This is a genomic window from Streptomyces sp. SID10853, from assembly GCF_010548145.1.
GTDB lineage: Bacteria > Actinomycetota > Actinomycetes > Streptomycetales > Streptomycetaceae > Streptomyces.
Genome location: NZ_JAAGLN010000089.1, coordinates 1 through 25,348, shown reverse-complemented (window position 1 = coordinate 25,348; position 25,348 = coordinate 1). Strand labels below are relative to the sequence as shown.

The 25,348-nt window shown below is 69.7% G+C and carries 19 protein-coding genes and 3 pseudogenes; 9 read left to right on the top strand and 13 right to left on the bottom strand.

The window, feature by feature from the left end:
- Nucleotides 1-795: pseudogene (locus G3I19_RS18565) on the bottom strand (ATP/GTP-binding protein); the annotation flags it as partial.
- Between the two features lie 235 nt (nucleotides 796-1,030).
- Here G3I19_RS18565 and gabT point away from each other — a divergent pair.
- Both gabT and G3I19_RS18555 read left to right on the top strand, forming a co-directional pair.
- On the top strand, nucleotides 1,031-2,362 hold the full coding sequence (gabT, locus tag G3I19_RS18560) for a 4-aminobutyrate--2-oxoglutarate transaminase (protein ID WP_164264755.1): 1,332 nt from the start codon (nucleotides 1,031-1,033) through the stop codon (nucleotides 2,360-2,362).
- Nucleotides 2,363-2,704: 342 nt separating this feature from the next.
- Nucleotides 2,705-3,286, top strand: a complete 582-nt coding sequence (locus tag G3I19_RS18555; RefSeq protein ID WP_343235136.1) for a phosphatase PAP2 family protein — start codon at nucleotides 2,705-2,707, stop codon at nucleotides 3,284-3,286.
- Here the strand turns inward: G3I19_RS18555 and G3I19_RS18550 are convergent.
- From G3I19_RS18550 to G3I19_RS18510, 9 genes and pseudogenes are all read right to left on the bottom strand, one after another.
- Nucleotides 3,237-4,253, bottom strand: a pseudogene (locus tag G3I19_RS18550) (chitinase); the annotation flags it as partial. The gene G3I19_RS18555 and the pseudogene G3I19_RS18550 overlap by 50 nt on opposite strands.
- A gap of 314 nt (nucleotides 4,254-4,567) precedes the next feature.
- Nucleotides 4,568-5,035: a hypothetical protein gene (locus tag G3I19_RS18545; protein WP_164264753.1), complete on the bottom strand. Its 468-nt coding sequence runs from the start codon at nucleotides 5,033-5,035 to the stop codon at nucleotides 4,568-4,570.
- A gap of 140 nt (nucleotides 5,036-5,175) precedes the next feature.
- Entirely contained in the window at nucleotides 5,176-6,594 is a 1,419-nt protein-coding gene (locus tag G3I19_RS18540) for an FAD-dependent oxidoreductase (RefSeq protein WP_164264752.1), read from the bottom strand.
- 46 nt (nucleotides 6,595-6,640) lie between these two features.
- Entirely contained in the window at nucleotides 6,641-7,450 is an 810-nt protein-coding gene (locus G3I19_RS18535) for an ABC transporter permease (protein ID WP_164264751.1), read from the bottom strand.
- Nucleotides 7,450-8,382 (bottom strand): ABC transporter permease, encoded by a 933-nt coding sequence (locus G3I19_RS18530; RefSeq protein WP_164264750.1) that lies wholly within the window; start codon nucleotides 8,380-8,382, stop codon nucleotides 7,450-7,452. The genes G3I19_RS18535 and G3I19_RS18530 overlap by 1 nt, the downstream gene beginning before the upstream one ends.
- Complete coding sequence (locus G3I19_RS18525) at nucleotides 8,379-9,533, bottom strand: ABC transporter ATP-binding protein (protein ID WP_164264749.1); 1,155 nt, start codon at nucleotides 9,531-9,533, stop codon at nucleotides 8,379-8,381. The genes G3I19_RS18530 and G3I19_RS18525 overlap by 4 nt, the downstream gene beginning before the upstream one ends.
- A gap of 99 nt (nucleotides 9,534-9,632) precedes the next feature.
- Nucleotides 9,633-10,880: a spermidine/putrescine ABC transporter substrate-binding protein gene (locus tag G3I19_RS18520; protein WP_164264748.1), complete on the bottom strand. Its 1,248-nt coding sequence runs from the start codon at nucleotides 10,878-10,880 to the stop codon at nucleotides 9,633-9,635.
- Between the two features lie 18 nt (nucleotides 10,881-10,898).
- Nucleotides 10,899-12,404, bottom strand: a complete 1,506-nt coding sequence (locus G3I19_RS18515) for a gamma-aminobutyraldehyde dehydrogenase (RefSeq protein ID WP_164264756.1) — start codon at nucleotides 12,402-12,404, stop codon at nucleotides 10,899-10,901.
- Between the two features lie 285 nt (nucleotides 12,405-12,689).
- Nucleotides 12,690-13,553: a DUF4190 domain-containing protein gene (locus G3I19_RS18510; RefSeq protein ID WP_164264747.1), complete on the bottom strand. Its 864-nt coding sequence runs from the start codon at nucleotides 13,551-13,553 to the stop codon at nucleotides 12,690-12,692.
- A 108-nt stretch (nucleotides 13,554-13,661) separates the two neighbouring features.
- Here G3I19_RS18510 and G3I19_RS18505 point away from each other — a divergent pair, with 108 nt between their 5' ends.
- From G3I19_RS18505 to G3I19_RS18495, 3 genes are all read left to right on the top strand, one after another.
- On the top strand, nucleotides 13,662-14,687 hold the full coding sequence (locus G3I19_RS18505; protein WP_164264746.1) for an adenosine deaminase: 1,026 nt from the start codon (nucleotides 13,662-13,664) through the stop codon (nucleotides 14,685-14,687).
- A gap of 33 nt (nucleotides 14,688-14,720) precedes the next feature.
- Nucleotides 14,721-15,416: a glycerophosphodiester phosphodiesterase gene (locus tag G3I19_RS18500; protein WP_164264745.1), complete on the top strand. Its 696-nt coding sequence runs from the start codon at nucleotides 14,721-14,723 to the stop codon at nucleotides 15,414-15,416.
- Between the two features lie 553 nt (nucleotides 15,417-15,969).
- The gene (locus G3I19_RS18495) at nucleotides 15,970-17,775 is read left to right on the top strand and encodes an ABC transporter permease/substrate binding protein (RefSeq protein WP_164264744.1); all 1,806 of its coding nucleotides are present in this window, start codon (nucleotides 15,970-15,972) and stop codon (nucleotides 17,773-17,775) included.
- Nucleotides 17,776-17,894: 119 nt separating this feature from the next.
- On the opposite strand, the gene G3I19_RS18490 is transcribed toward G3I19_RS18495, so the two are convergent.
- From G3I19_RS18490 to G3I19_RS18480, 3 genes are all read right to left on the bottom strand, one after another.
- Complete coding sequence (locus G3I19_RS18490) at nucleotides 17,895-18,827, bottom strand: TauD/TfdA family dioxygenase (protein WP_164264743.1); 933 nt, start codon at nucleotides 18,825-18,827, stop codon at nucleotides 17,895-17,897.
- 484 nt (nucleotides 18,828-19,311) lie between these two features.
- Complete coding sequence (locus G3I19_RS18485) at nucleotides 19,312-20,490, bottom strand: extracellular solute-binding protein (protein ID WP_164264742.1); 1,179 nt, start codon at nucleotides 20,488-20,490, stop codon at nucleotides 19,312-19,314.
- A gap of 185 nt (nucleotides 20,491-20,675) precedes the next feature.
- Nucleotides 20,676-22,115 (bottom strand): gamma-aminobutyraldehyde dehydrogenase, encoded by a 1,440-nt coding sequence (locus G3I19_RS18480; RefSeq protein WP_164264741.1) that lies wholly within the window; start codon nucleotides 22,113-22,115, stop codon nucleotides 20,676-20,678.
- A gap of 213 nt (nucleotides 22,116-22,328) precedes the next feature.
- Here G3I19_RS18480 and G3I19_RS18475 point away from each other — a divergent pair, with 213 nt between their 5' ends.
- The 4 genes and pseudogenes from G3I19_RS18475 to G3I19_RS18460 all read left to right on the top strand — a co-directional run.
- Nucleotides 22,329-22,832, top strand: coding sequence for an Lrp/AsnC family transcriptional regulator (locus G3I19_RS18475; RefSeq protein ID WP_164264740.1), 504 nt, complete (start codon nucleotides 22,329-22,331; stop codon nucleotides 22,830-22,832).
- Between the two features lie 2 nt (nucleotides 22,833-22,834).
- A complete protein-coding gene (locus G3I19_RS18470; RefSeq protein ID WP_203599744.1) occupies nucleotides 22,835-24,196 on the top strand; it encodes an aspartate aminotransferase family protein in 1,362 nt (453 codons plus the stop codon).
- 148 nt (nucleotides 24,197-24,344) lie between these two features.
- On the top strand, nucleotides 24,345-25,082 hold the full coding sequence (locus G3I19_RS18465) for an ATP-binding cassette domain-containing protein (protein ID WP_164264738.1): 738 nt from the start codon (nucleotides 24,345-24,347) through the stop codon (nucleotides 25,080-25,082).
- Nucleotides 25,064-25,348, top strand: a pseudogene (locus G3I19_RS18460) (hypothetical protein); the annotation flags it as partial. The gene G3I19_RS18465 and the pseudogene G3I19_RS18460, both read left to right, overlap by 19 nt.

The following is a 25,348-nucleotide window of genomic DNA, read 5'->3' as shown; positions in this document are numbered from 1 at the left end:
CGCCCCGGCCTGGGCGGGTGCGTGCGGCCGCTCCTGCGGGGCGCGCTGCTGCGGCAGTTGCCCAGGGCGCAGCAGGGTGCGCCAGCGGCCCAGCCGGGCGAACGGCCAGACCACAGCGAGCGTGATCAGCGCGTACACGGTGTAGGCGACGGCCGCGGCCGCGACGCGGTCGCCGCCGCCGGTCAGCCAGGACTGCGGGATCAGCATGAAGACCATGCCGAGCCCCGGCAGGGTGTCCGTCCAGACGAAGATCCAGACGAGGAGGGCGAGAGCGGCGGCGGCCGTCGCACGGGCGCGCGGACCGCGGCCGTCGACCGCGTGCTCGAAGGCGCCGCGCCAGTTCCCGAGCCGGCCGAAGCCGTAGAGCAGCGCGCACGCGATCAGGAAGCGGTAGACCTCCAGGGCGTTCTCCGCGCCCTGCGGCGCCGGTTCGCCCATCCGCTGGCGGCTCCACCAGTCCCCCGGTGTGAAGAGCTCCAGCGGGACGCGCCAGTAGGGGATGTAGCCGTTGTTCCAGAGCGACCAGACCAGGACGCAGGCCAGCAGCGAGATGACCGCTCCGCTGAGCACGGTGCGGCCTGGCACGTGCTCGGACTCCGGGGGGCGCTCCACATGGCCGTACGCCCAGACGCCGGGCCCGGCCCGGTGGCGCGGGGCCGCCAGCCAGTCGGTGAGTACCGGCCCGGTCGTGGGCGCGTAGCTGGGCGGGGGCGGGACGGCCGGGGGTCCTGCCGGGCGCGGCACGGGACCGGCCCCCCGGGTGCCGCGTGCGTCGTGCGTGCCTTCGGTGTTCATGACCCCTGCCCCCTGACCAGCCAGGTCTGCCCTGTGCGATGCGCCTCGGTGCCGCGCCTCGATCTCGCGCTCAATCTAGTGCCACGTGCCCGCTACCGGGTGTCATCACCCTCCTATGTCCGTCGCGGACAACGACACACCCGGACCACTACCGAACGGAGCATGCCCACGTTCCGGACGCGCCCCTAGCCTGCTGTGAGAGGAAGCGTCCGATTTCGTCCCACAGGAGTCCCCCATGACCGCTGTTCCGCAGGAGCGCCGCGTCGTCACCGCCATTCCCGGCCCTAAGTCGCAGGAGCTGCAGGCCCGTCGCAATGCGACGGTCGCCGCCGGTGTCGGCTCCGTGCTGCCGGTCTTCACGACCCGTGCGGGCGGCGGCATCATCGAGGACGTCGACGGCAACCGGCTCATCGACTTCGGTTCCGGCATCGCCGTGACCTCCGTGGGCGCCTCCGCCGAGGCCGTCGTACGGCGGGCGTCCGCGCAGCTCGCCGAGTTCACCCACAGCTGTTTCATGGTGACCCCGTACGAGGGGTACGTCGAGGTCTGTGAGGCGCTCGCCGAGCTGACCCCGGGCGACCACGCCAAGAAGTCCGCGCTCTTCAACTCCGGCGCCGAGGCCGTCGAGAACGCCGTGAAGATCGCCCGCGCCTACACCAAGCGCCAGGCCGTCGTGGTCTTCGACCACGGCTACCACGGCCGCACCAACCTCACGATGGCGCTGACGTCGAAGAACATGCCGTACAAGAACGGCTTCGGCCCGTTCGCGCCCGAGGTCTACCGGGTGCCCGTGGCGTACGGCTACCGCTGGCCCAGCGGCCCGGAGAACGCGGGTGCCGAGGCGTCCGCCCAGGCCATCGACATGATCAACAAGCAGATCGGCGCGGACAACGTCGCCGCGATCATCATCGAGCCGGTCCTCGGCGAGGGCGGCTTCATCGAGCCGGCCAAGGGCTTCCTGCCCGCCGTCGCGCAGTTCGCGAAGGACAACGGCATCGTCTTCGTCGCCGACGAGATCCAGTCCGGTTTCTGCCGTACCGGCCAGTGGTTCGCGTGCGAGGACGAGGGCATCGTGCCCGACCTGATCACCACCGCCAAGGGCATCGCGGGCGGGCTGCCGCTCTCCGCGGTGACCGGCCGCGCCGAGATCATGGACGCCGCGCACTCCGGCGGCCTCGGCGGTACGTACGGCGGCAACCCGGTGGCCTGCGCCGGCGCACTCGGCTCGATCGAGACGATGAAGGAGCTGGACCTCAACGCGAAGGCCCGGCGCATCGAGGAGATCATGAAGGCACGGCTGACGGCCATCCAGGAGAAGTACGACATCGTCGGCGACGTCCGGGGCCGGGGCGCCATGATCGCGGTCGAGCTGGTCAAGCCGGGCGGCAAGGACCCCAACCCGGAGGCGACCGCGGCTCTGGCCAAGGCTTGCCACGCGGTGGGGCTGCTGGTCCTGACCTGTGGCACCTACGGCAATGTGCTGCGCTTCCTGCCCCCGCTGGTCATCGGCGAGGACCTGCTGAACGAGGGCCTGGACCTGCTGGAGCAGGCTTTCGCGGGCGTGTGACCTCCAGTAACGGTCGGGGCATGTGAAGAACGTGTGGGGGGCCGATGGCGGGATGCGATTCCCGCTGTCGGCCCCCTATCCGCTGCCGTACGGTTCTGACAGATGAGAGAAACACCCCGCTCACGGATGACTGTGAGCGACCCCAGGCAAGGGCCTCCCCAGCTCGCGCCTGGTCGTGCCTTCGCGCACACCACCGGACCTTCGGGCTCCGGATCTCCTCACCGATCGGATGGCCGCCCGCCCCACACCCCCCGGGGCGCGCGGCAGCCCGGTCCAGGCGGCCGCCCCGGAACTACCCCCCCTGTTCCCGGGCGGCCGGCTTCTCTCCCCCAGCTGCGGCGCGTGCTGCCGTCCGCCCTCGGCTGCGTTCTTCTTTTCGCGCTGATCACCTGGCAGGTCATGGTCCACGGACCGCTGCTGCGGCTCGATGTGCGCGTCGACCGCCACATCGTGGGCACCGGCCCTGGACGGCTGAGCGGCGCGCTCTCCGACCTGGGCAACACCGAGGTCGCCCTGCCGGTCCTGCTGGTGGCGATGGTGTACGCCCTGTGGCGCGGCAGCCGGCGGGACGTCCTGGCCGCCGCCCTGGCGATGGCCGCGGTGCCGGCCCTGGTGGTGCCGCTGAAGCTCTGGACGGCGCGGCCGGGGCCGCTCGACCCGTCCACCGGATACTTCCCCTCGGGGCACTCGGCCACCGCGATGGTGGCGTACGGCGGGGCCGCGCTGCTCCTCATGCCGTACGTCCGGCGGAACTGGCCGGTGCCCGTCGCCGTAATCCTGACGGTGGCGACGGGCACCGGTCTTCTCCTGCACGGCTACCACTGGCCTCTCGACGTGCTGGCCGCCTGGCTGTTGTGCACGGCGCTGCTGCTGGTCACTGCCAGCTGTATGCGTCGAAGTTCTTCGCGAACTCCTGATTGCTGAACAGGTCCCAGTTGACCGACCAGGCCATCAGCCCGCGCAGGCCGGGCCAGGTGCCGTGGGTGGCGTAGGAGCCGCAGTCGGTCTTCCTGGTCAGGCAGTTCAGCGCCGCGTCCACGTCGGCGGTCGAGGTGAAACCGTTGCCCGCGTTCACCGAGGCCGGCAGGCCGATGGCCACCTGGTCGGGGCGGAGCGGGGCGAACATCTTCGTGGTGTCGCCCGCGACCGGGAAGCCGGTGAGCAGCATGTCGGTCATGGCGATGTGGAAGTCGGCGCCGCCCATGGAGTGGTACTGGTTGTCGAGGCCCATGATCGGGCCCGAGTTGTAGTCCTGGACGTGCAGCAGCGTCAGGTCGTCGCGCAGGGCGTTGATCACCGGCAGATAGGCACCGGCGCGCGGGTCCTGGCCGCCGAACGGGCCCGATCCGTAGAACTGGTACCCGAGCTGCACGAAGAAGGTCTCGGGCGCCATCGTCAGGACGAACGCGTCGCCGTACTTGGCCTTGAGGGTCTTCAGCGCGGAGATCAGATTGACGACGACCGGGGTGGTGGGGTGCTGGAAGTCCGTGTCGCCGGTGTCCAGGGAGAGCGAGTGGCCCTCGAAGTCGATGTCCAGGCCGTCGAGTCCGTACTCGTCGATGATCTTCGAGACGGAGGCGACGAAGGTGTCGCGGGCGGCCGTGGTGGTGAGCTGCACCTGGCCGTTCTCGCCGCCGATGGAGATCAGTACCTTCTTGCCCGCCGCCTGCTTGGCCTTGATCCCGGCCTTGAACGCGTCGGCCGATTCGACACCGGGACACTCACTGGCGGGGCAGAGGTCGAAGCGGATGTCGCCGGACGTGGGGGAGGTCGGCTCACCGAAGGCCAGGTCGATCACGTCCCAGGAGTCGGGGACGTCGGCCAGTTTCGTGTAGCCGGAGCCGTTCGCGAAGCTGGAGTGCAGATAGCCGACCAGGGCGTGCGCGGGGAGGGCCGCGCCCGCTTCGGACGGGGCGGTCCGGCCGGTCCGCGCGCCGCCTGTCCCGGCAGCGGCTGTCCGAGCGGTGGCGGCCCGGGCGGTGGCCGTCTGCGCGGTGGCCCTCTGCGCGGTGGCCGTCTGAGCGGTGGCTGTCTGCGCGGTGGCGAGGAGCGCGCTCGCGGCGAGTGCGGTCGTGGCGAGCAGGGCCAGGAGTCTTGGGCGTTTCACAACTGCCTCCGGACATGGGGGGATTGCGGGAGTGAAGCGCGCCCAACATGGTCCAGACCAATTGGGCTGTCAAGGCTTCACACATCCCCGGCGGTGGTTCAGACCAGTCCGTCACCAATGTCGCCCGCCCGGAGCGCGGCGGCCTCGTGCATCGCCAGCTCCAGCAGCGCCGGGTCCGTGAGGGTCCCCTCCGCATCCGGCGGGACCAGCCAGCGCACCCCGCCGACCGCCCGGCCCGGCCGCGGCACCACGATCCAGGTGCCGCGGCCCGCACCCCGTACGCCCGTGCCGATCCAGCGCGCGGCCGTTCCCGGCGGCACGAAGAAGCCCATCCTGGCCTCACCGAAGTCCGCCAGCACCGGCCCCGGCCGGTCGATGAGCCGGGACAGCACGTCCAGCGTCGGGTAGCCCAGCTCCGCCGGCACCATCAGCACATCCCAGCGCACCCCGGCGGGCAGGAGCACCACCCCGTGCGGGTCGCGCTCCCATGCCCGCCGGCACGCGCCGGGATCCGGTGCCACCGAAGCCAGCCACTCCACTGCGGTCCTTGCCCCCGGGTCAGCCATCGCCCCGGCCTCCATTCGTGTACGCGCGGTTCCTGCGTGCACGGGAGAGAGCGGGGGCGGAGCACTTCATGACGCGGGTTCGGACACTCAATGACAGTGAACTGGGTCACAGTCCCCACCGATGCGTACGGCTGCCCGGCTCAGGAGTCGAAGCCGAGCCCCAGCCGGTCCATCGACTTCAGCCAGAGGTTGCGCCGGCCGCCGTTCTCGTCGGCCCTCGCCAGCGACCACTTGGTCAGCCCGATGCCCGCCCAGGCGAACGGCTCGGGCGGGAACGGCAGCGGTTTGCTCCGCACCATCTCCAGGCGGGTGCGCTCCGTCTCGGCGCCCGAGAGGAGGTCGAGCATCACCTCACCGCCGAAGCGGGTGGCCCCGACGCCGAGTCCGGTGAAGCCCGCCGCATAGGCGACCCGGCCGCCGTGCGCCGTACCGAAGAAGGCCGAGAACCGCGAGCAGGTGTCGATCGCACCGCCCCAGGCGTGGCTGAAGCGGACCCCTGCCAGCTGCGGGAAGCAGGTGAAGAAGTGCTCGGCGAGGGTCAGAAAGGTGGCAGGGCGCTGGTCGAGTCCGGCGCTCAGCCTGCCGCCGTACGGATAGATCGCGTCGTAGCCGCCCCACAGGATGCGGTGGTCGGCGGTCAGCCGGAAGTAGTGGAACTGGTTGGCGCTGTCGCCGAGCCCCTGACGGCCCCGCCAGCCGATCGACGCCAGCTGCTCACCGGAGAGCGGCTCGGTCATCAGCGCGTAGTCGTAGACCGGGACGGTGTACGGGCGCACCCGCTTGACCAGCGAGGGGAAGATGTTGGTGCCCAGGGACACCTGCCGGGCGAAGACCCGGCCGTACGGGGTGCGGACCGCCATTCCCGCACCCGAGCGCGCCAGGCCGAGGCCGCGGGTGCGCTCGTACATCCGCACCCCGAGGTCCAGACAGGCCCGCTTGAGTCCCCAGGCCAGCTTGGCCGGGTGCAGCATCGCGACCCCGCGCCGGTCCCAGAGTCCGGCGAGGAAGGTGGGTGAGTCCACCTCGGCCCGCAGGGCGTCCTCGTCGAGGAACTCCAGCCCTTCGAAGCCGAGTTCGGTGGTCTCCCGGTGCCAGTCGCGCAGCTCTTCGGCCTGGTGCGGGCGGGTGGCGACATCGATCTCGCCGGTGCGCTCGAATTCGCAGTCGATCCCGTACCTGGCGACGGTGTCCTCGATGGCGTCGAGGTTGCGCGCACCCAGCTGCTCCAGCTGCCTGATCTCGCCCGGCCAGCGTTCGAGCCCGTTGGCGAGGCCGTGGGTCAGCGAGGCCGCGCAGAAGCCGCCGTTGCGTCCCGAAGCGGCCCAGCCCACCTCATGGCCCTCGATGAGGACGACGTCGAGGCCCGGGTCGCGCTCCTTGGCGAGCAGCGCGGTCCACAGTCCGCTGTAACCGCCGCCGACGACGAGCAGATCACAGCTGACGTCCCGGGTCAGGGCGGGCAGGGCGGCGGGCTTGCCGGGGTCCTCCAGCCAGAACGACACCGGTTCGGCGTCGGCGAGCGATGCGGCAAGGGCACGGGTCATGGCAGCTGGGGCCATGGGTTCCACTCCTTCGGGGACTGCTCGGTGCGCTGTGCTGTGCTGCTCAGTGCGGTGTGCTGTTCTTCCGGCGGTTGCTGATGAGCTGGCCGCCCAGTACCACCAGCACCGCGATGACGAACATCGCCGTGCCGATGACGTTGATCTGTACAGGGGTACCGCGCTGCGCCGATCCCCAGACGTACATGGGGAAGGTCACGGTGGACCCCGCGTTGAAGTTGGTGATGATGAAGTCGTCGAAGGAGAGCGCGAAGGCGAGCAGTGCGCCCGCCGCGATCCCGGGCGACGCGATCGGCAGCGTGACCCGCAGGAAGGTCTGCACCGGGCTCGCGTAGAGATCCCGCGCGGCTTCTTCGAGCCGGGGGTCCATGGACATCACCCGGGCCTTCACCGCGGTGACGACGAAGCTCAGACAGAACATGATGTGCGCGATGAGGATCGTCCAGAAGCCCAGCTGCGCGCCCATGTTGAGGAACAGGGTGAGCAGCGAGGCGGCCATCACGACCTCGGGCATCGCCATCGGCAGGAAGATCAGCGAGTTGATCGCGCCGCGCGCCCGGAACCGGTAGCGGACCAGCGCGAAGGCGATCATCGTGCCGAGCACGGTGGAGCCGATGGTCGCCCAGACGGCGATCTCCAGGGAGAGGTTCAGCGAGCCGCACATGTCGGCGACGCCGCAGGGGTCCTTCCAGGCGTCCAGCGAGAACCGCTGCCAGCTGATGTTGAAGCGTCCGTTGGGCTTGTTGAAGGAGAAGACCATCACGACGACGTTGGGCAGGATCAGATAGGCGAGTGTGAGCAGGCCCGCGATGGTCACGAGGTGGCGGCGGAGCCGGCGCGTGGAATTCCTCAGCATCAGACCAGGTCCTCCGTGCCGGCTCGGCGGATGTAGACGGTGACCATGATCAGCACGATCGCCATGAGGATGAAGGAGAGCGCGGCCGCCGTCGGATAGTCGAGCACCCGCAGGAACTGCGACTGGATGACGCTGCCGACCATCTTGGTGTCGGTGGAGCCGAGCAGTTCGGAGTTGACGTAGTCACCGGCCGCAGGGATGAAGGTGAGCAGCGTGCCGGAGACGACACCCGGCATGGAGAGCGGGAAGGTCACCTTGCGGAAGGTGGTGGCGGGGGTGGCGTAGAGGTCGCCCGCCGCTTCGTGCAGCCGTCCGTCGATCCGCTCCAGTGAGGTGTAGAGCGGCAGGATCATGAACGGCAGGAAGTTGTAGGTGAGTCCGCAGACCACCGCCATCGGGGTGGCGAGCACCCGGCTGCCGTCGGTCCAGCCGAGCCAGCTGGTCACATCGAGAATGTGCAGGGTGTTCAGGGCCCCGACGACCGGGCCGCCGTCGGCGAGGATCGTCTTCCAGGCGAGGGTGCGGATCAGGAAGCTGGTGAAGAACGGCGCGATGACCAGGATCAGCACCAGATTGCGCCAGCGGCCCGCCTTGAAGGCGATGAGGTACGAGAGCGGGTAGCCGAGCAGCAGACACAGGACCGTCGCCGTGCCCGCGTACAGCAGGGAGCGGATGAACTGCGGGTAGTACTCGTGCAGCGCGTCCCAGTACGTCTGGAAGTGCCAGGTGACCTGGAAGCCGTCCTCCAGCGAACCGGTCTGCACGGACGTCGACGCCTGGTAGATCATCGGCAGGGCGAAGAAGACCAGCAGCCAGATGATGCCGGGCAGCAGCAGCCAGTACGGTACGAGCCGCTTGCGGACCGGGGACTTGCGCAGTACGCCGGGCTCTGCGGCGGGTGCCTGGGCGGGCGGGGCCTCGGTGACGCTCACGCGGCCTCCTCGGCGCTCGCGTCCGCCTTGCCCGCGTCGACCGCCTGGCCGGCGTCGAGGCCGAACGAGTGCCCGGGGTTCCAGTGCAGGACCACATCGGCGCCCGGGGCCAGCCGGGAGTCGCGCTCGACGTTCTGTACGTAGACCTCGAGGCCGGGGCAGACCGGGCTGTCGATGACGTACTGCGTGGAGACCCCGATGAAGCTGGAGTCGGCTATGCGGCCGGTGACGCGGTTGCGTCCCTCGGCTATCTCCGCCGCGTCGTCCGCGTGCACCAGGGCGATCTTCTCGGGCCGCACCCCGACGAGCAGCTTGCCACCGGTGCTGGTGGCGGCCGTACACCGGTCGGCGGGCAGCCGGAGCTTGGCGCCCGAGGCCAGGACGGTGAGGTCGGCTCCCGCCTCGACGACCTCGGCCTCGATGAGGTTCGACGTGCCGAGGAAGTTCGCGACGAAGGTGGTGTCCGGGTTCTCGTACAGCTCCGCGGGGGCGCCCAGTTGCTCGACCCGGCCGCCGTTCATCACCGCGACCGTGTCGGCCATGGTCATGGCCTCCTCCTGGTCGTGGGTGACATGGACGAAGGTGATGCCGACCTCGGTCTGGATGCGCTTGAGCTCCAGCTGCATCTGGCGGCGCAGTTTGAGGTCGAGGGCGCCGAGCGGCTCGTCGAGCAGCAGGACCTGCGGGTGGTTGATGAGCGCCCTGGCGACGGCGACGCGCTGCTGCTGGCCGCCGGAGAGCTGGTGCGGTTTGCGGTGCGCGAAGTCGCCGAGCTGGACGAGGTCGAGCATGTCGCCGACCTGCTTCTTGACGGACTTGATGCCGCGCCTGCGCAGCCCGAAGGCGATGTTCTCGGTCACGTCGAGGTGCGGGAAGAGCGCGTACGACTGGAAGACCGTGTTGACGGGGCGTTTGTACGGGGGCAGGTCGGTGACGTCACGGTCGCCGAGCCGGACGGTGCCGGTCGTCGGGTCCTCCAGGCCGGCGATCATCCGCAGGGTGGTGGTCTTCCCGCAGCCGGAGGCGCCGAGGAGCGCGAAGAAGGAGCCCTGCGGGACGGTGAGGTCCAGCGGGTGCACCGCGGTGAAGGACCCGTAGGTCTTGCTGATCCCGGCGAGACGGACGTCGCCGCCTTCATTCGTCTGTGTCATGGGTACGGTCCCGGGGGTTCGTGGGAAGTCGTGGAAACAGAGGGAGAGCTGAGGGGAGAACGGGGAGGGGCTGGGAGCGGGAACGGCCGCGCGGTGGGGTCAGGCCCCGATGAGCCGGGCGAACGCCGCCTCGTACGCCGTCTCTTCCTTGCTGGAGAGCGAGCGGAACGAGTGCGACCTGGCGGCCATCGACTTGTCGGGGAGGATCAGCTGGTTGGCCGCCAGCTTGGGGTCGATCTTCGCGAGCTCGGTGCGGATGCCGTCCACCGGGGAGAGGTAGTTGGTGTACGCGGTGAGCTTCGCGGCCACGGCGGGCTCGTAGTAGTAGTCCATCAGCCGCTCGGCGTTGGAGGGGTGGCGGGCCTTGGCCGGGATCATCATGTTGTCGCTGGACGTCATGTAACCGGCGGCCGGGATCGCGTACTTGACGTGCGGGTTGTCGTTCTGGAGCTGGGTGATGTCGCCGCCCCAGGCGACGCAGGCGGCGATGTCGCCCTTGTCCAGGTCGCTGATGTAGTCGTTGCCGGTGAAGCGGCGTATCTGCTTGCTGTCGACGCCCTTCTGGAGGCGGCCGATCGCGGCGTCGAAGTCGGCCCGGGTGACCTTCGCGGGGTCCTTGCCCATGTCGAGCAGCGTCATCCCGACGGAGTCCCGCATCTCCGACAGGAACCCCACCCGCCCCTTGAGCTTGGGGTCGTCGAGAAGCTGGGTGACGGAGTCGACCTTGCGGCCGCCGGTCGCCTTCGTGTTGTAGGCGATGACGGTGGGGACACCGGCCCAGGGGTACGAGTAGGCGCGGCCCGGGTCCCAGTCGGGGGTGCGGAACTGATCGGAGAGGTTGGCGTACGCGTGCGGGAGCAGTGACGCGTCGAGCCGCTCCACCCAGCCGAACCGGATCAGCCGGGCGGCCAGCCAGTCGGTCAGGATGATGAGGTCACGTCCGGTGTCCTGGCCGGCCGCGAGCTGCGGCTTGATCTTGCCGAAGAACTCGACGTTGTCGTTGATGTCCTCGGTGTACTTGACCTTGATCCCGGTGCGCTTGGTGAACGCCTCCAGGGTGGGCCGGTGCTTCCCGTCGTCGCTGACGTCCACGTACTCGGTCCAGTTGGAGAAGTCGATCACCTTCTCCGCGGCCGAGTGGTCGGTGGAGGCCGGGGCCCCGCCGTCGCGTTTGGCCGCGGGGATTCCGCAGCCGGTGAGGGCGGCGAGGCCGCCGAGCGTCAGAGCGCCGGCGCCGGTGGCGCGCAGCAGCGACCGCCGGGTGAGGGCTCCCCTGCCACGGGCCAGACTGCGGTGCGCGGCGGCCAGCTGGGCCGGGGAGAGACGGTCGGGCTCGAAGTGCTCCATGGGCTCGGTGCCCTTTCTTTATCGGTCCCCGAAGATCGTGCGGTGCCAGTCCTTGCGGGCCACCGCGGTGTTGTCGTACATGACGTGCTTGACCTGGGTGTACTCCTCGAACGAGTACGCCGACATGTCCTTGCCGAAGCCGCTTGCCTTGTAACCGCCGTGCGGCATCTCGCTGATGATCGGAATGTGGTCGTTGACCCAGACACAGCCGGCCTGGATCTCCCGGGTCGCCCGGTTCGCCCGGAAGACGTCGCGGGTCCAGGCCGACGAGGCCAGCCCGTAGGGGGTGTCGTTGGCGAGGGCGATGCCTTCGTCGTCGGAGTCGAAGGGCAGCACGACCAGGACCGGGCCGAAGATCTCGGCCTGGACGATCTCGCTGTCCTGGGCCGCGTCGGCGATCAGCGTCGGGAGGTAGTAGGCGCCGTCGTTCTCGGGGGCGGCCCCGCCGGTGACCACACGGGCGGTGTCCCTGGCGCGGTCCACGAAGGCCGCCACCCGGTCGCGCTGGGCGTAGCTGATCAGTGGGCCGATGTCGGTCGACTCGTCGAAGGGGTCGCCGATGCGGAGGGTGTCCATCAGTCCGGCGACGCCCTGCACGAAGGCGTCGTACAGCGGGCGCTGGACATAGGCCCGGGTGGCGGCGGTGCAGTCCTGGCCGGTGTTGATGAGCGAACCGGCGACCGCGCCGTGCACGGCGGCTTCCAGGTCGGCGTCGTCGAAGACCAGGAAGGGTGCCTTGCCGCCGAGTTCGAGGTGGATCCGCTTGACGGTCGCGGTGGCGATCTCCGCGACGCGCTTGCCGACCGGGGTCGAGCCGGTGAACGAGGTCATGACGACGTCCGGGTGGCCCACCAGATGCTCGCCCGCCACCTGTCCGAGGCCGTTGACGATGTTGACGACCCCGTCGGGGATGCCCGCCTCGGTCGCGGCCTGCGCGAACATCAGCGAGGTGAGCGGGGTGATCTCGGCGGGCTTCAGCACGATGGTGTTGCCCGCCGCGATGGCCGGGAGCACCTTCCAGGCGGCCATCTGGAGCGGGTAGTTCCAGGGCGCGATGGAGCCGACCACGCCGATGGCCTCACGGCGGACGTACGAGGTGTGGTCGCCGCTGTACTCACCGGCCGACTGGCCCTGGAGCCGGCGGGCGGCGCCCGCGAAGAAGGCGGCGTTGTCGACGGTGCCCGGCACATCGAACTCGCGGCTCAGCTTGATCGGCTTGCCGCACTGGAGGGACTCCGCGTACGCGAACTCCTCGGCGCGCTCGGCGAGCACGGCCGCGAAGCGGTTCAGCGCGTCGGAGCGCTCCCCCGGGGTGGCCCCCGACCAGCCGGGGAAGGCCGCGCGGGCCGCCGCGACGGCGGCGTCGACATCGGCGGTGCCGGCGAGGTCGTAGCTGAGGACCACCTCACCGGTGGCGGGGTTCACGACGTCCTGGGTCCGCCCTGAGATACCGGGGCGCAGCTGCCCGCCGATGTACTGTGCGCCGGCCGCGAAGCGGTCCTGCACCTGGAAGCTGTTGACCATCGTGCTCTCTCCGTAGCTCAAGCTCGAATTGAGTGCCGATCCTGGCAGAGCGATAGTTCATCAACAAGTGATTCCGTTGTTTCCTTTTGGTTACGCAACGGAATCGGTCGACCATGTGTCGCGTGGGCCGGAAAATCCACGACGGAGTGTCCGTGGCGGCTGCCGGAGTCCCGTGCATGGGCGGCTGCCCGCGGGGGTCCGGTACGGGCGCCGGACGAGTGCCGATACGGCGCTGCCCGGGCGCCAGTGGGGCCGCCCGGGCAGAAGATGTCAGTTGTTCGTGGCTCAGCGGCCGGCTCCCACGGTCAGCGAGCTCGGGTAGGTGCTGCCGTCGCTGCCGTAGTCGGGGGTGGAGTGCTCGGAGTGCGAGATGCCCCAGATCACCACGCTGAGGAAAGCGGCGCTGACGACGATGCCGATGGGCCCCAGGATGATCCCGGCGAGCGCCATCCCCCCGTTGTTCGCCTGGCCGCGGCTCGCGCGTTTGCGGCCGAGGATGCCGAAGATCAGGGCGAGCGTCCCCAGGACGATGCCCAGGCCCCAGGCGCAGAAGATGACCACGCTGAGGATGCCGAGTACGAGCGCGGCCACGCCGAAGCCGTTGGCGGGGCCCGGCTGCATGGTGTTCCAGCCGCCCTGGCCGCCGTACCCCGGGTACCCGGGGTACCCGTAGGCGGCGGGCCCCTGCGGGCCGGGGGCCGCGCCCGGATAGGACGGGTAGCCGTACGGACCGGGGGCGCCGGGCACCGGAGTGCTGAGCCCCGGACCGTTCGGCCCGACCGGCGGGGGCGGTACGGACCCCGGGGGCGGATAGCCGGGGGGCGCGAACCCGGGAGGCGCGAACCCGGGGGGCACGGAACCCTGCTGACCGGGGCCCTGGTGACCCGCGCCCTGACCCGGGATGTGCGGAGCGGCCGGTGTCTGCTGTCCGGGAGCCGCCGGGGCGGGCGCGGCGCCCTGGGCGGGGTCCGTGGCCGGCAGGGCGGTGACCGTCTGCTGGTCGTGCACGGGGCTGCCCGGCGTCCGCGGCAGGTCCGGCTGCTTGTCCAGCGGTACCTTGCGCTCGGGCGGCGCCCAGGGGTCCTTCGACGGCTCGGAATCCCTCGGCGGCTCGGGGTCCCCCGAAGGGCGTGGTGCGTTGTCTGACATTGGGCCTCCCCCATCCTCAGCTCGTCATGCTAGAGCCTGTGTGCGAGGCTCAGGCCCCCGCATACGATGTTCTCCGACCAGCAGAACTCGCCGTACCCGGAGGACCCGATGACCGACCTGCACCCGTTTGTCGCGGGGCTGCCCAAGGCGGAACTGCATGTGCACCATGTCGGGTCCGCATCGCCGCGCATCGTGGCCGAACTCGCCGCGCACCACCCGGACTCGGCCGTCCCGACGGACCCCGAGGCGCTCGCCGACTACTTCACCTTCACGGACTTCGGGCACTTCATCCAGGTGTACCTCTCCGTGGTGGACCTGATCCGCACCCCCGAGGACGTACGCCTGCTGACCTTCGAGGTCGCACGCGACATGGCCCGCCAGAACATCCGGTACGCGGAGCTCACCATCACGCCCTTCTCCTCCACCCGCAGGGGCATCCCCGAAGAGGGCTTCATGGAGGCGATCGAGGACGCCCGCAAGGCGGCCGAGGCCGAGCTGGGCACCGTACTGCGCTGGTGCTTCGACATCCCCGGCGAGGCCGGACTCGAATCGGCGGCCGAGACGACCCGGCTCGCGCTCGACCTGCGCCCCGAGGGTCTGGTCTCCTTCGGGCTCGGCGGCCCCGAGATCGGCGTGGACCGCCCGCAGTTCAAGCCCTACTTCGACCGGGCCCGCGCGGCCGGACTGCACTCGGTGCCGCACGCCGGTGAGACGACGGGCCCGGAGACCATCTGGGACGCGCTGCACCACCTGGGCGCCGAGCGGATCGGCCACGGCACCAGCTCGGTCCGGGACCCGAAGCTCCTCGGCCATCTCGCGGAACAGGGCATCGCGCTGGAGGTCTGCCCGACCTCCAACATCGCGACCCGGGCCGTCCGCACCCTGGAGGAGCACCCGCTGAAGGAGATGGTGGACGCCGGTGTGCCGGTGACCATCAACAGCGACGACCCGCCGATGTTCGGCACCGACCTCAACAACGAGTACCTGGTCGCGGCCCGGCTGCTGGGGCTGGACGAGAAGGGCACCGCCGAGCTGGCGAAGAACGCGGTGACGGCGTCCTTCCTCGACGCACCGGGCAAGGCGAAGCTGACGGCCGAGATCGACGCGTACACCGCCCAGTGGCTCGCCCGGTAGCCGACCGGCGCGGCGGTCGGCAAGGATGGCCCCATGCGTACCGTCACAGCCGTGGGCCATCGCGGCGATCCCTACCTCTTCCGTGAGAACACCCTGCCCTCCGTGCGCTCCGCGCTGGAACGGGGCGCCGACGCGGTGGAGATCGACGTCCGGCTGACCCGGGACGGTGTGCCCGTACTGCTGCACGACGCGACCCTGGAGCGCCTGTGGGGCCACGACCGGCCGCTGGAGCGGGTCACGGCCGACGAACTGCGCGGGCTGACGAACGCAGGGGTGCCGACGCTCCGGGAAGCGCTGATGGCGGTCGGCGGCCACCGCGTCATGGTCGATCTGCCGGGCGCCACCCGGGAAGCGGTGCGCGCGGTGGTCGGCGTGGTCCATGAGTGCGGCGCGGGCGACCGTACGTACTACTGCGCGGGGCCGACCACGATGCTCGCCGTGCGCGAGGCCGACCCGGCCGCCGAGATCGCCATGACCTGGACGACGCTCACACCCCCGCGCCCCGCCCTGCTCGACGCGGTGAAGCCCCGCTGGCTCAACTACCGCTTCGGGCTGCTGAGTCCGGAGCTCTGCGCCCGCGTCCACCGGGACGGCCTGCTGGTCTCCGCGTGGACCCCGGACACCAAGCGCTCGATGCGCCGGCTGATCGGCATCGGCGTGGACTCGATCACCACGAACCGCCTGGACGCCCTCGGCAGGGTGCGCCGCCGGACGCGCCCCGGGCGCTGATCCGACGCGGAGACCGGCGGCCGCCCGTCGTGAGGTACGCCGGGCCCCGGCCGCCCGTCGTGAGGTACGCCCGGCCCCGGCCGGGCGTATCCGCTCGGTCCGGCTGAGCGGCTGGGGGCGGCGCTGGTGCGCTTCCTGGTCACCGAGCGCACCTGAAATCCGCCGTTTACCTTCCTGGGCGCTGGGTAGCCGCAGCCCGAAACACCTTGTCCGGGCGCGGACGCCCTCCGGGCAGCCGCGCGGATGGCACGGCAGCATGTCGAGACCCGCTGCCAAGACGCACATCCGCCCGACTGGGGCGCTGCCATGGCCATGTGCCGCGCGCCCATACGTCGCACACCACCAAGGGGCCCGGCGGCGCTATGTCTCTTTCGCCAGGCCTCAGGTCAACGCGAAAGGTACACGTGACCAGCCTGACAACAGAACACCCACGCAGGGACGGCGCCGGCGGGAGGGCCGAGCGAAGTTCAGGCGAGCCCGGCGCTGTCGGAGCGCAGTATCTGCTGGAACCGACCGGTCCGGGCAGCCACCGGTGCGACGAAGGCGGAGAGCTGTGATCAGACTCCCCATAGGGGCCGGCGTCAACAGCGCCGTCAACTTTCTGGAAGACCGGCTGCCCTGGCTCTTCGACTTCCTGCACTCCGTCGGCCAAGGCATGTACAACGGCGTGTACTTCGTCCTCTCGGGCCCCGACGCGCTGATGATGGCGGCGATCCTCGCGCTGATTGCCTGGTGGCTGCGGGGCACGGCGGCGGCCGTGCTCACTTTCGCGGCGTTCTTCCTGGTCGACTCGATCGAGTTGTGGGAACAGGCGATGCAGACGCTGTCGCTTCTCATCGTGGCGGTCACCATCACCATGGTGATAGCTGTCCCCCTCGGTATCTGGGCGGCCCGTAACAAGTCGGTGAGTGCGGCCCTGCGGCCGGTTCTCGACTTCATGCAGACGATGCCGGCCTTCGTCTACCTGGTTCCCGGTATCACCTTCTTCGGGGTGGGCGTGGTGCCCGGCATCGTCGCCACGGTCATCTTCGCGATGCCGCCGGGTGTACGGATGACCGAACTCGGTATCCGGCAGGTGGACGAGGAACTGGTGGAGGCCGCGGAAGCGTTCGGGGCCAACCCGCGCTCCATTCTGCTGCGCGTACAGCTGCCGCTGGCCCTGCCGACCATCATGGCCGGCATCAACCAGATCATCATGCTCGCCCTGTCCATGGTGGTCATCGCGGGCATGGTCGGCGCCGACGGTCTGGGCACCGTCGTCTTCCAGGCGATCAGCTCGGTGGACATCGGCCTCGGCTTCGAGGCGGGCCTCGCGGTGGTGATCCTCGCCATGTACCTCGACCGCATGACCGGTGCGCTCAACCAGCGCGTCTCGCCTCTCGGCCGCCGTGCGCTGGCGAAGGCGGCCTCCCTCAGGTCGGGCAACGCCCTGCGGTGGAGGCCCAGCACGACATTCGCCGGCATCGGTGTGCTGGTCCTCGCGCTCGTCGCCGGCGGGCTGCAGTTCTCCGGCTCGGACGACGGCCACCCAGGGGTGAAGGAGAAGGACCTGGGGAAGGACGCCGGTGCGGCTCCCGACATCGGCTTCTTCCCCTGGGACGAGGACGTGGCCATGACGTACCTGTGGAAGAACATCCTGGAACGGCGCGGCTACAAGCCCAGCATCCACCAGTACGACGTCGGGTCGATGTTCACCGCGATGGCCGGCGGCCAGGTCGATGTGGAGTTCGACGCCTGGCTTCCGAACGCTCAGAAGCAGTACTGGGACAAGTACAAGAACGACCTGGTCGACATCGGCCCGTGGTACGACAAGACCACGTTGGAAGTGACGGTGCCCAGTTACGTCAAGGGCATCCACACGATGGCAGACCTCAAGGGAAGGTCGAAGGAGTTCGGCGGCAGGATCATCGGCATCGAGCCCGGGACCGGTCAGATGAACATGCTCAAGAGCAAGGTGCTCCCCGGATACGGGCTCGACAAGGAGTACAAGGTCACCGACGGCAGCTCCCCCAGCATGATCCTGGAACTGCAGAGGGCGTTGAAGAAGCACGAACCGGTGGCGGTCGTGCTGTGGTCGCCGCACTGGGCCTACAGCAAGTACAAGTTGACCAAGCTCAAGGACCCGAAGAAGCTGTGGGGCGATGTGAACCAGATCCGCTCACTCGGCCACAAGTCGTTCCCGAAGAAGTTCCCCGAGTTCTACGGCTGGCTCAAGAACATGCATATGTCGGACAAGCAACTCGCGGACCTGGAGGCGACCATCCAGGACGAGGGCACCGGCCACGAGGAGAAGGCCGTGGAGAAGTGGATCGCCAAGAATCCGGGCATAGTCGACAAGATGGCGCCGCTGTCCTCCTGACCCGGAGCCTGCGGTGACGAACCGGGGCATGTCACCGGGTCGTTGCACCCCCGGAGGTGGCCGACCACCCCGGGGGGGCGGGCGCCGTGCCGCGCCCGCCCCCGGCAGCCACCGTCAGCTCAGAACGGGCGGTCCCCCGCGATGGCGACCCGCTCGGCGACCCGCCGGTGCGGGGCGTAGTCGTTCACGGCGTAGTGCTGGGTCGCCCGGTTGTCCCAGAAGGCTATGTCGCCCGGCTGCCAGCGGAAACGCACCTGGTACTCGGGTACGTGCGCCTGCTGGAACAGGAATCGCAGCAGCCGGTCGCTCTCCGCCCTGTCGACGCCGACGATCCGGGTCGTGAATGAGGTGTTGACGAACAGCATCCGCCGCCCCGACTCCGGGTGCGTGCGCACGACCGGGTGCTCGACCGGCGGGAACGCTTCCTGGTGCGGGGCGAGCTGCTCGGGCCGGTAGAAGCGTGCGAAGCCGGGGATGAAGTCGTGCACGGCGCTCGCCCCGTCGACGCGGTCCTTCACCTCCTGCGGCAGGTTGTCGTACGCGGCAGCCATGTCGGCCCACATGGTGTCTCCCCCCAGCGGGGGCACCTCGCGCAGTTGCAGGACGGCACCGAGAGCCGGGCGTTCGCGGAAGGTGACATCCGTGTGCCATACGTTCTCGAACGTTCTCGGTGCGCCCGCCGCCTTGTCGAAGCGCACGACGTCGTCGCTGTCTCCCGTGGCCAGCAACGGGTTGACCTCCAGCTCACCCCAGTTGCGTGCGAAATCGCGCTGGGCGGCCGACGTGAGGTTCTGGCCCCGGAAGAAGAGCACCTTCCACTCCAGCAGGGCACGGTTCAGCTCTTCGCGCAGCGCGGGCTCCAGCGGCCGTGAGAGGTCCGCTCCGTGGATCTCGGCACCGATCGTGCGGGCCTGCGGGACGACGTCGAAGAGGGTGTACGGGCGCGGCGTCACGTCGGCCGGCAACCGTTCCAGGACGCGGTCACCCTCGTACAGGCCGTCCTGCGGGATGCGTGCCTCACGCAGGACAGGTGGGGTGGCGGTGGTGGTCATACGGTTCCTCCTTGCGGGAGAGCGAACCGCCGTGGGCTCCGGTGAGCGGTCCCCGGTATCCGGAGGACGGCGGGGCCCGCGACAACGGCCGAGGCTTCTGGCGGTGCGGTAGGGCGGCGAGTGATGAGGTGCGTCGTGCTCGTCCGCGCCGAGTGCCTGCCGGGCAGGTGCGGGGCAAGGTGGGTCGTCCACTGATCGTGAGAGGCCGGAGAGAGACAACACCGACGTTTCCGTCCCGGCTTACTCCGGTAAGCGGCCGAGTGGTTGACGATCGCTCAGCGCGAGTGAACGCCGTCCCGTCCGGGCGGCGAGCCGATACGGCCGCGGCGGCACAGACAGGTGGTGGACCGCGGAGCGCACTCGCCGCGAGGCTCCGCCATCCGCGGGGCGACGGTGGTCAGCGAGTACAGGGTCATGCACGCATTGTGGGTGGCCCCCGTCAGTGCGGTCAAGCCCGCCGGCCGGCAACCGGCCGCGGCCCCGCCTACAGTCCCACGATCCGGTTCCAGCGCTTCGCGTACTCGACCCGCTCGGCCGATGTGATGTCCCGTGCGATCGCGAGACGCTTGCGCATCGTGTCGTCGGGGAAGATCAGCGGGTCATCGGCGAGGTCCGCCAGCTCCTTGTCCTTCGAAGAGGCCAGCACCTCCCGTGCGGCGGGCACCGGGCACACGTAGTTGACCCAGGCCGCCAGCTTCGCCGCCACCGCCGGCTCGTAGTAGTAGTCGATCAGTTTCTCGGCATTGGTCTTGTGGCGGGCGAGGTTGGGGATCATCATCGACTCCGCCCACAGCTCGCCGCCCTCCTCGGGCACCACGAACTCGATGTCCGGGCTGTCGGCCTGGAGCTGGATCACATCGCCGGAGTACGCCTGGCAGGCGAGGACATCGCCGGTGGACAGGTCCTTGATGTAGTCGTTGCCGGTGAAGCGCCGGATCTGCTTCGTCCGTACGAGCTTCTCGACCTGGTCGCACATGGTGTCGAAGTCCTTGGCGGTCCAGCGGGTGATGTCGGCGCCGTTGCCCTGCATGAGCAAGGCGAACGCCTCGTCGAGACCGGAGAGCAGGGTGACCTTACCGCGCAGGTCGGGAGCCCAGAGGTCGCTCAGGTGCTTGATCTCGTGGCCGACCTTGCGCCGGTTGTACGCGATGCCGGTGATCCCGGACTGCCAGGGCACGCTCTGCTTGCGTCCCTTGTCGAAGGCGGGCGAGCGGAGCTGCGGGTCGAGGTACCGGGCGACGTTCGGCTGCCTGGCCCGGTCCATCTCCTCGACCCAGCCGAGCCGGACGAACCGGGCTGCCATCCAGTCGCTGATGACGATCAGGTCCCGGCCGGTCTCCTGGTGGTTCATCAGCGCCGGGCTGATCTTCCCGAAGAACTCGTCGTTGTCGTTGATCTCCTCGGTGTACTTGACCGTGATCCCGGACCGCTTCTCGAAGGTGTCGAGGGTGGGCCGCTTCGACGGGTTGTGGTCGTCGGTGTCGATGTAGAGCGGCCAGTTGGCGAAGACCAGGCTCCGGTCCTGCGCGGATCTGTCGCGTCCGGCCCGCTCCCCCGGCTTCACATACGCCGCGGGGACCCCGCATCCGGTGAGCGCGGCCAGCGCGCCCACCGCGCCGGAACCACGGAGGAGGGAACGCCGGGAAACACCAAGATCTGCCATGCGCCCACCTTCACCTCCACCAGCGGCGGCGGGCAATGGACGCTGCGTACGGAGCACCGGCCCCGGCCACGACACCTTGTCGGGGCCCGGCGCCCGCGGCGCACCAGGACGCGCGCCGCCCCCGCACGGACGACCGTACGGGGGCGGCGGACAAGTGACTGAACAGGCGGCGGGCGCCGGGGTGTTCAGCCGTCCAGCGAGGTCATCACGTGCTTGATCCGGGTGTAGTCGTCGAAGCCGTAGGCCGAGAGGTCCTTGCCGTAGCCGGACTTCTTGAATCCGCCGTGCGGCATCTCGGCGACGAGCGGGATGTGGGTGTTGATCCACACACAGCCGAAGTCGAGGCTCTTGGACATCCGCATGGCGCGGGCGTGGTCCTTGGTCCACACCGACGAGGCCAGCGCGTACTCCACACCGTTGGCGTTCGCGAGGGCCTCCGCCTCGTCCTGGAACGACTGGACGGTGATGACGGGGCCGAAGACCTCGTGCTGGATGATCTCGTCGTCCTGCTTCAGGCCGGACACGACGGTCGGGGCGTAGAAGTACCCCCGGTCGCCCACCCGGTGGCCGCCGGCCTCGACCTTGGCGTGTGCGGGCAGCCGGTCGATGAAGCCGCTGACCTGGGCCAGCTGGTTGGCGTTGTTGAGCGGGCCGTACAGCACGTCCTCGTCGTCCGGCTGTCCGGTCTTCGTGTCGGCGGCCGCCTTGGCGAGCGCGGTGACGAACTCGTCGTGGACCGAGGCGTGGACCAGCACCCGGGTGGCCGCCGTACAGTCCTGCCCGGCGTTGAAGTACCCCGCGACGGAGATGTCCTCGACGGCCTTCGCGATGTCGGCGTCCTCGAAGACGACGACCGGCGCCTTGCCGCCGAGCTCCAGATGGACCCGCTTGACGTCCTTGGCCGCGGACTCGGCGACCTGCACCCCGGCCCGTACCGACCCGGTGATGGAGGCCATCGCGGGGATCTTGTGCTCGACCATCGTGCGGCCGGTGTCCCGGTCGCCGCAGACGACGTTGAAGACGCCCTTGGGCGCGATCGCCCCGATGATCTCGGCCATCAGGACCGTGGAGGCGGGTGTGGTGTCGGAGGGCTTCAGGACGACGGTGTTGCCCGCCGCGAGGGCCGGTGCGAACTTCCACACGCCCATCATCATCGGGTAGTTCCACGGCGCGACCTGGGCGCAGACACCGACCGGCTCACGCCGGACGATGGAGGTCAGACCCTCCATGTACTCGCCGGCCGAGCGGCCTTCGAGCATCCGTGCGGCGCCCGCGAAGAAGCGGATCTGGTCCACCATCGGCGGGATTTCCTCGGTGCGGGTCAGCCCGACCGGCTTGCCGGTGTTCTCGCTCTCGGCCGCGATCAGGTCCTCGGCCCGCTCCTCGAAGGCGTCGGCGATCTTCAGCAGCACCCGCTGGCGCTCGGACGGCGTGGCGTCGCGCCACGCGGGGAACGCCGCGGCCGCCGCCTCCATGGCGGCGTCGACGTCGGCCTGCCCGGACAGCGGGGAGGTCGCGTACGCCTCGCCGGTGGCCGGGTTGACCACGTCGATGGTCCGGCCGTCCGCGGCGTCCCGGAACTCCCCGTTGATGTAGTTACGCAGCCGGCGCAGCTCGGTGGTCACAGTGTTCTCTCCCTCTCCGATGCCCGATGGATATATCCCGACGGATGGTGCCCGGTCGATGTCCGGTGGATGTCCCGATGGGTGAGACACCACCCTAATCGCAAGGGTGACGCTTTCGACATACCCAGCCACCCGGAACTTCGGATTCAGTTCCCAAAATGGCTTTCGGCAACGAATTACATCGCTCTGGGCTTGCATGACGGGCGAGACCTCATGCACAGTGTGGGCGTGGCCAGTCGCAGCGCAGATTCCAGAAACGGGAACGGCAACCCCCCGATCGACGCCGTCTCCCTGGCGATCATCGAACAGCTCCAGCAGGACGGCAGGCGGCCGTACGCCGCGATCGGGAAGGCCGTCGGCCTCTCCGAGGCGGCCGTCCGCCAGCGAGTACAGAAACTCCAGGACCAGGGCGTCATGCAGATCGTGGCCGTCACCGACCCGCTGACCGTGGGGTTCCGGCGCCAGGCGATGGTCGGCATCACGGTCGAGGGCGACCTCGATCCGGTGGCCGACGCACTGGCCACCATGAACGAGGTCGACTACGTGGTGATGACCGCGGGCTCCTTCGACCTCATGGTGGAGGTCGTCTGCGAGGACGACGACCACCTGCTCGACCTCATCAACAAGCGGATCCGCGCGCTGCCTGGTGTGCGGGCGACCGAGAGCTTCGTCTACCTCAAGCTGAAAAAACAGACCTACCAGTGGGGCACCCGATAGTCATGAGCAAGGACCTGAGCCAGACCGCGTACGACCACCTGTGGATGCACTTCACGGACATGTCGTCGTACGAGAACGCGCCCGTTCCCACCATCGTGCGTGGCGAGGGCACCTACATCTACGACGACAAGGGCAAGCGCTACCTGGACGGCCTCTCCGGCCTGTTCGTGGTCAACGCGGGCCACGGCCGCCACGAGCTGGCGGAGACCGCCTACAAGCAGGCCCAGGAGCTGGCCTTCTTCCCGATCTGGTCGTACGCCCACCCGAAGGCCGTCGAGCTGGCCGAGCGCCTCGCGAACTACGCGCCGGGCGACCTCAACAAGGTCTTCTTCACCACGGGCGGCGGCGAGGCCGTCGAGACCGCCTGGAAGCTGGCGAAGCAGTACCACAAGCTCACCGGCAACCACCAGAAGTACAAGGTCATCTCCCGCGCGGTGGCCTACCACGGCACCCCGGCGGGCGCCCTGTCCATCACCGGGCTGCCCGCGCTCAAGGCCCCCTTCGAGCCGCTGGTCCCCGGCGCGCACAAGGTCCCCAACACCAACATCTACCGCGCCCCGATCCACGGCGACGACCCGGTGGCCTACGGCCGCTGGGCCGCCGACCAGATCGAGCAGGAGATCCTCTTCGAGGGCCCCGAGACGGTCGCCGCCGTCTTCCTTGAGCCGGTGCAGAACGCCGGCGGCTGCTTCCCGCCGCCGCCCGGATACTTCCAGCGCGTGCGCGAGATCTGCGACAAGTACAACGTGCTGCTCGTCTCGGACGAGGTCATCTGCGCCTTCGGCCGCCTCGGCACGATGTTCGCGTGCGACAAGTTCGACTACGTGCCGGACATGATCACCTGCGCCAAGGGCATGACGTCGGGCTACTCCCCGATAGGCGCCTGCATCATCTCCGACCGGCTGGCCGAGCCGTTCTACCGCGACGGCAACACCTTCCTGCACGGCTACACCTTCGGCGGCCACCCGGTCTCGGCCGCCGTCGGCATCGCCAACCTCGACATCTTCGAGCGCGAGGGCCTCAACCAGCACGTCCTCGACAACGAGGGCGCCTTCTACTCGACACTGCAGAAGCTCAGCGACCTGCCGATCGTCGGCGACGTCCGCGGCAACGGCTTCTTCTACGGCATCGAGCTGGTCAAGGACAAGGCGACCAAGGAGACCTTCAACGAGGACGAGACCGAGCGCATCCTCTACAACGCGGTCTCCAAGGGCCTGTTCGAGGCCGGTCTCTACTGCCGGGCCGACGACCGCGGCGACCCGGTCGTCCAGCTCGCGCCGCCGCTGATCTCCGACCAGTCGACGTTCGACGAGATCGAGTCGATCCTGCGCGTGGTCCTCACGGAGGCATGGGCGAAGATCTGATCGCGCCCCCGCCGCCCGCCGTCCCGGCCCGGCCGCACCCGTACGAGTGGATACGGGTGCGGCCGGGCCGCGTGCTGTCCGCCCACCCCGGCCCTGAGTCCCTACGGTGCCCAGTGACCCATCGGACCCGAACCGAGGTGTGCTCCCCATGGTGGCCCCACCGGACAACGACGTGCTCTGGGCGCGCTCCGCGCACTACTCCCACAGCGGCTCACCCGCGCTCACCGGTGTCTCGCTCGGCGTGCGCGAAGCGGAGATCCTCGCCGTACTCGGCCCGCGCGGCAGCGGCAAGACCACACTGCTGCGCTGTCTGTCGGGCCAGCTCGTGCCGCAGCAGGGCGAGGTGTGGTTCAACAGCAGCCCCGTGCACACCCTCGGCCGGGTGGCCCGCGAGCGGCTGCGGCTGTCCCGGTTCAGCTGGATCGACCCTGAGCCCCTGCTCGTACCCGAACTGACGGTCCGTGAGAACACGGCCCTGCCCCTGCTGCTGGACGGTGCCTCGCACCGCGAGGCCAAGCACACGGCCCTCCAGTGGCTTGAGCGGCTCGACCTGGGGGCGTACGCCGGGAAGCGCCCGCACACCCTGTTGCAGGCCCAGCGCCAGCGGGTGGCCGTCGCCCGTGCGCTGGCCGCCGCCCCCACGGTGCTCTTCGCCGACGAGCCCACCGCCGCCCTGCACGGCGCGGAAGGCATCCAGCTGCTGCGCACCCTCCTCGCAGCGGCCCGCTCGCACGGGATCACCGTGGTGCTCGCCACCCATGACCCGGACGTCGCCGCCTGCGCCGACCGTACGGTCCTGCTCAGGGACGGCCGCCGCATCTCTTCACCCACCGGCCCGGATACGGTCGGCGACAAGGGGCGCGCCGCGTGCTCGCTCTCCGTCTAGCCCGCGGTTCCGGCCCCTTCGTCCTGCTGCGGAGGCTGCTGGTCACAGCGGCCTCGGCCGGGGCCGGACTCCTGCTGCTCGGGGTGCTCGGTCACGCGGTGGGGCACCCGGGACAGCGGACGGGCTCCGGGCTGCGGCTGCTGTGGTGCCTGATCCCGCTGGCCGCGACGGTCCGGTTCGCAGCGGCGGTGGCCCGCACCGACCCGAGCATCCGCCCCAGCCCCGGTGCGACGGCAGCGGGGCTCGGCCCGGCCGGGCGGGCCGTG

Bases quoted from the DNA above. Each gene is read 5' to 3' on its own strand.
- gabT (WP_164264755.1), top strand. From the start codon at position 1,031: ATGACCGCTGTTCCGCAGGAGCGCCGCGTCGTCACCGCCATTCCCGGC.
- G3I19_RS18545 (WP_164264753.1), bottom strand. From the start codon at position 5,035: ATGGCTGACCCGGGGGCAAGGACCGCAGTGGAGTGGCTGGCTTCGGTG.
- G3I19_RS18540 (WP_164264752.1), bottom strand. From the start codon at position 6,594: ATGGCCCCAGCTGCCATGACCCGTGCCCTTGCCGCATCGCTCGCCGAC.
- G3I19_RS18535 (WP_164264751.1), bottom strand. From the start codon at position 7,450: ATGCTGAGGAATTCCACGCGCCGGCTCCGCCGCCACCTCGTGACCATC.
- G3I19_RS18525 (WP_164264749.1), bottom strand. From the start codon at position 9,533: ATGACACAGACGAATGAAGGCGGCGACGTCCGTCTCGCCGGGATCAGC.
- G3I19_RS18520 (WP_164264748.1), bottom strand. From the start codon at position 10,880: ATGGAGCACTTCGAGCCCGACCGTCTCTCCCCGGCCCAGCTGGCCGCC.
- G3I19_RS18515 (WP_164264756.1), bottom strand. From the start codon at position 12,404: ATGGTCAACAGCTTCCAGGTGCAGGACCGCTTCGCGGCCGGCGCACAG.
- G3I19_RS18510 (WP_164264747.1), bottom strand. From the start codon at position 13,553: ATGTCAGACAACGCACCACGCCCTTCGGGGGACCCCGAGCCGCCGAGG.
- G3I19_RS18505 (WP_164264746.1), top strand. From the start codon at position 13,662: ATGACCGACCTGCACCCGTTTGTCGCGGGGCTGCCCAAGGCGGAACTG.
- G3I19_RS18500 (WP_164264745.1), top strand. From the start codon at position 14,721: ATGCGTACCGTCACAGCCGTGGGCCATCGCGGCGATCCCTACCTCTTC.
- G3I19_RS18490 (WP_164264743.1), bottom strand. From the start codon at position 18,827: ATGACCACCACCGCCACCCCACCTGTCCTGCGTGAGGCACGCATCCCG.
- G3I19_RS18485 (WP_164264742.1), bottom strand. From the start codon at position 20,490: ATGGCAGATCTTGGTGTTTCCCGGCGTTCCCTCCTCCGTGGTTCCGGC.
- G3I19_RS18475 (WP_164264740.1), top strand. From the start codon at position 22,329: ATGCACAGTGTGGGCGTGGCCAGTCGCAGCGCAGATTCCAGAAACGGG.
- G3I19_RS18470 (WP_203599744.1), top strand. From the start codon at position 22,835: ATGAGCAAGGACCTGAGCCAGACCGCGTACGACCACCTGTGGATGCAC.
- G3I19_RS18465 (WP_164264738.1), top strand. From the start codon at position 24,345: ATGGTGGCCCCACCGGACAACGACGTGCTCTGGGCGCGCTCCGCGCAC.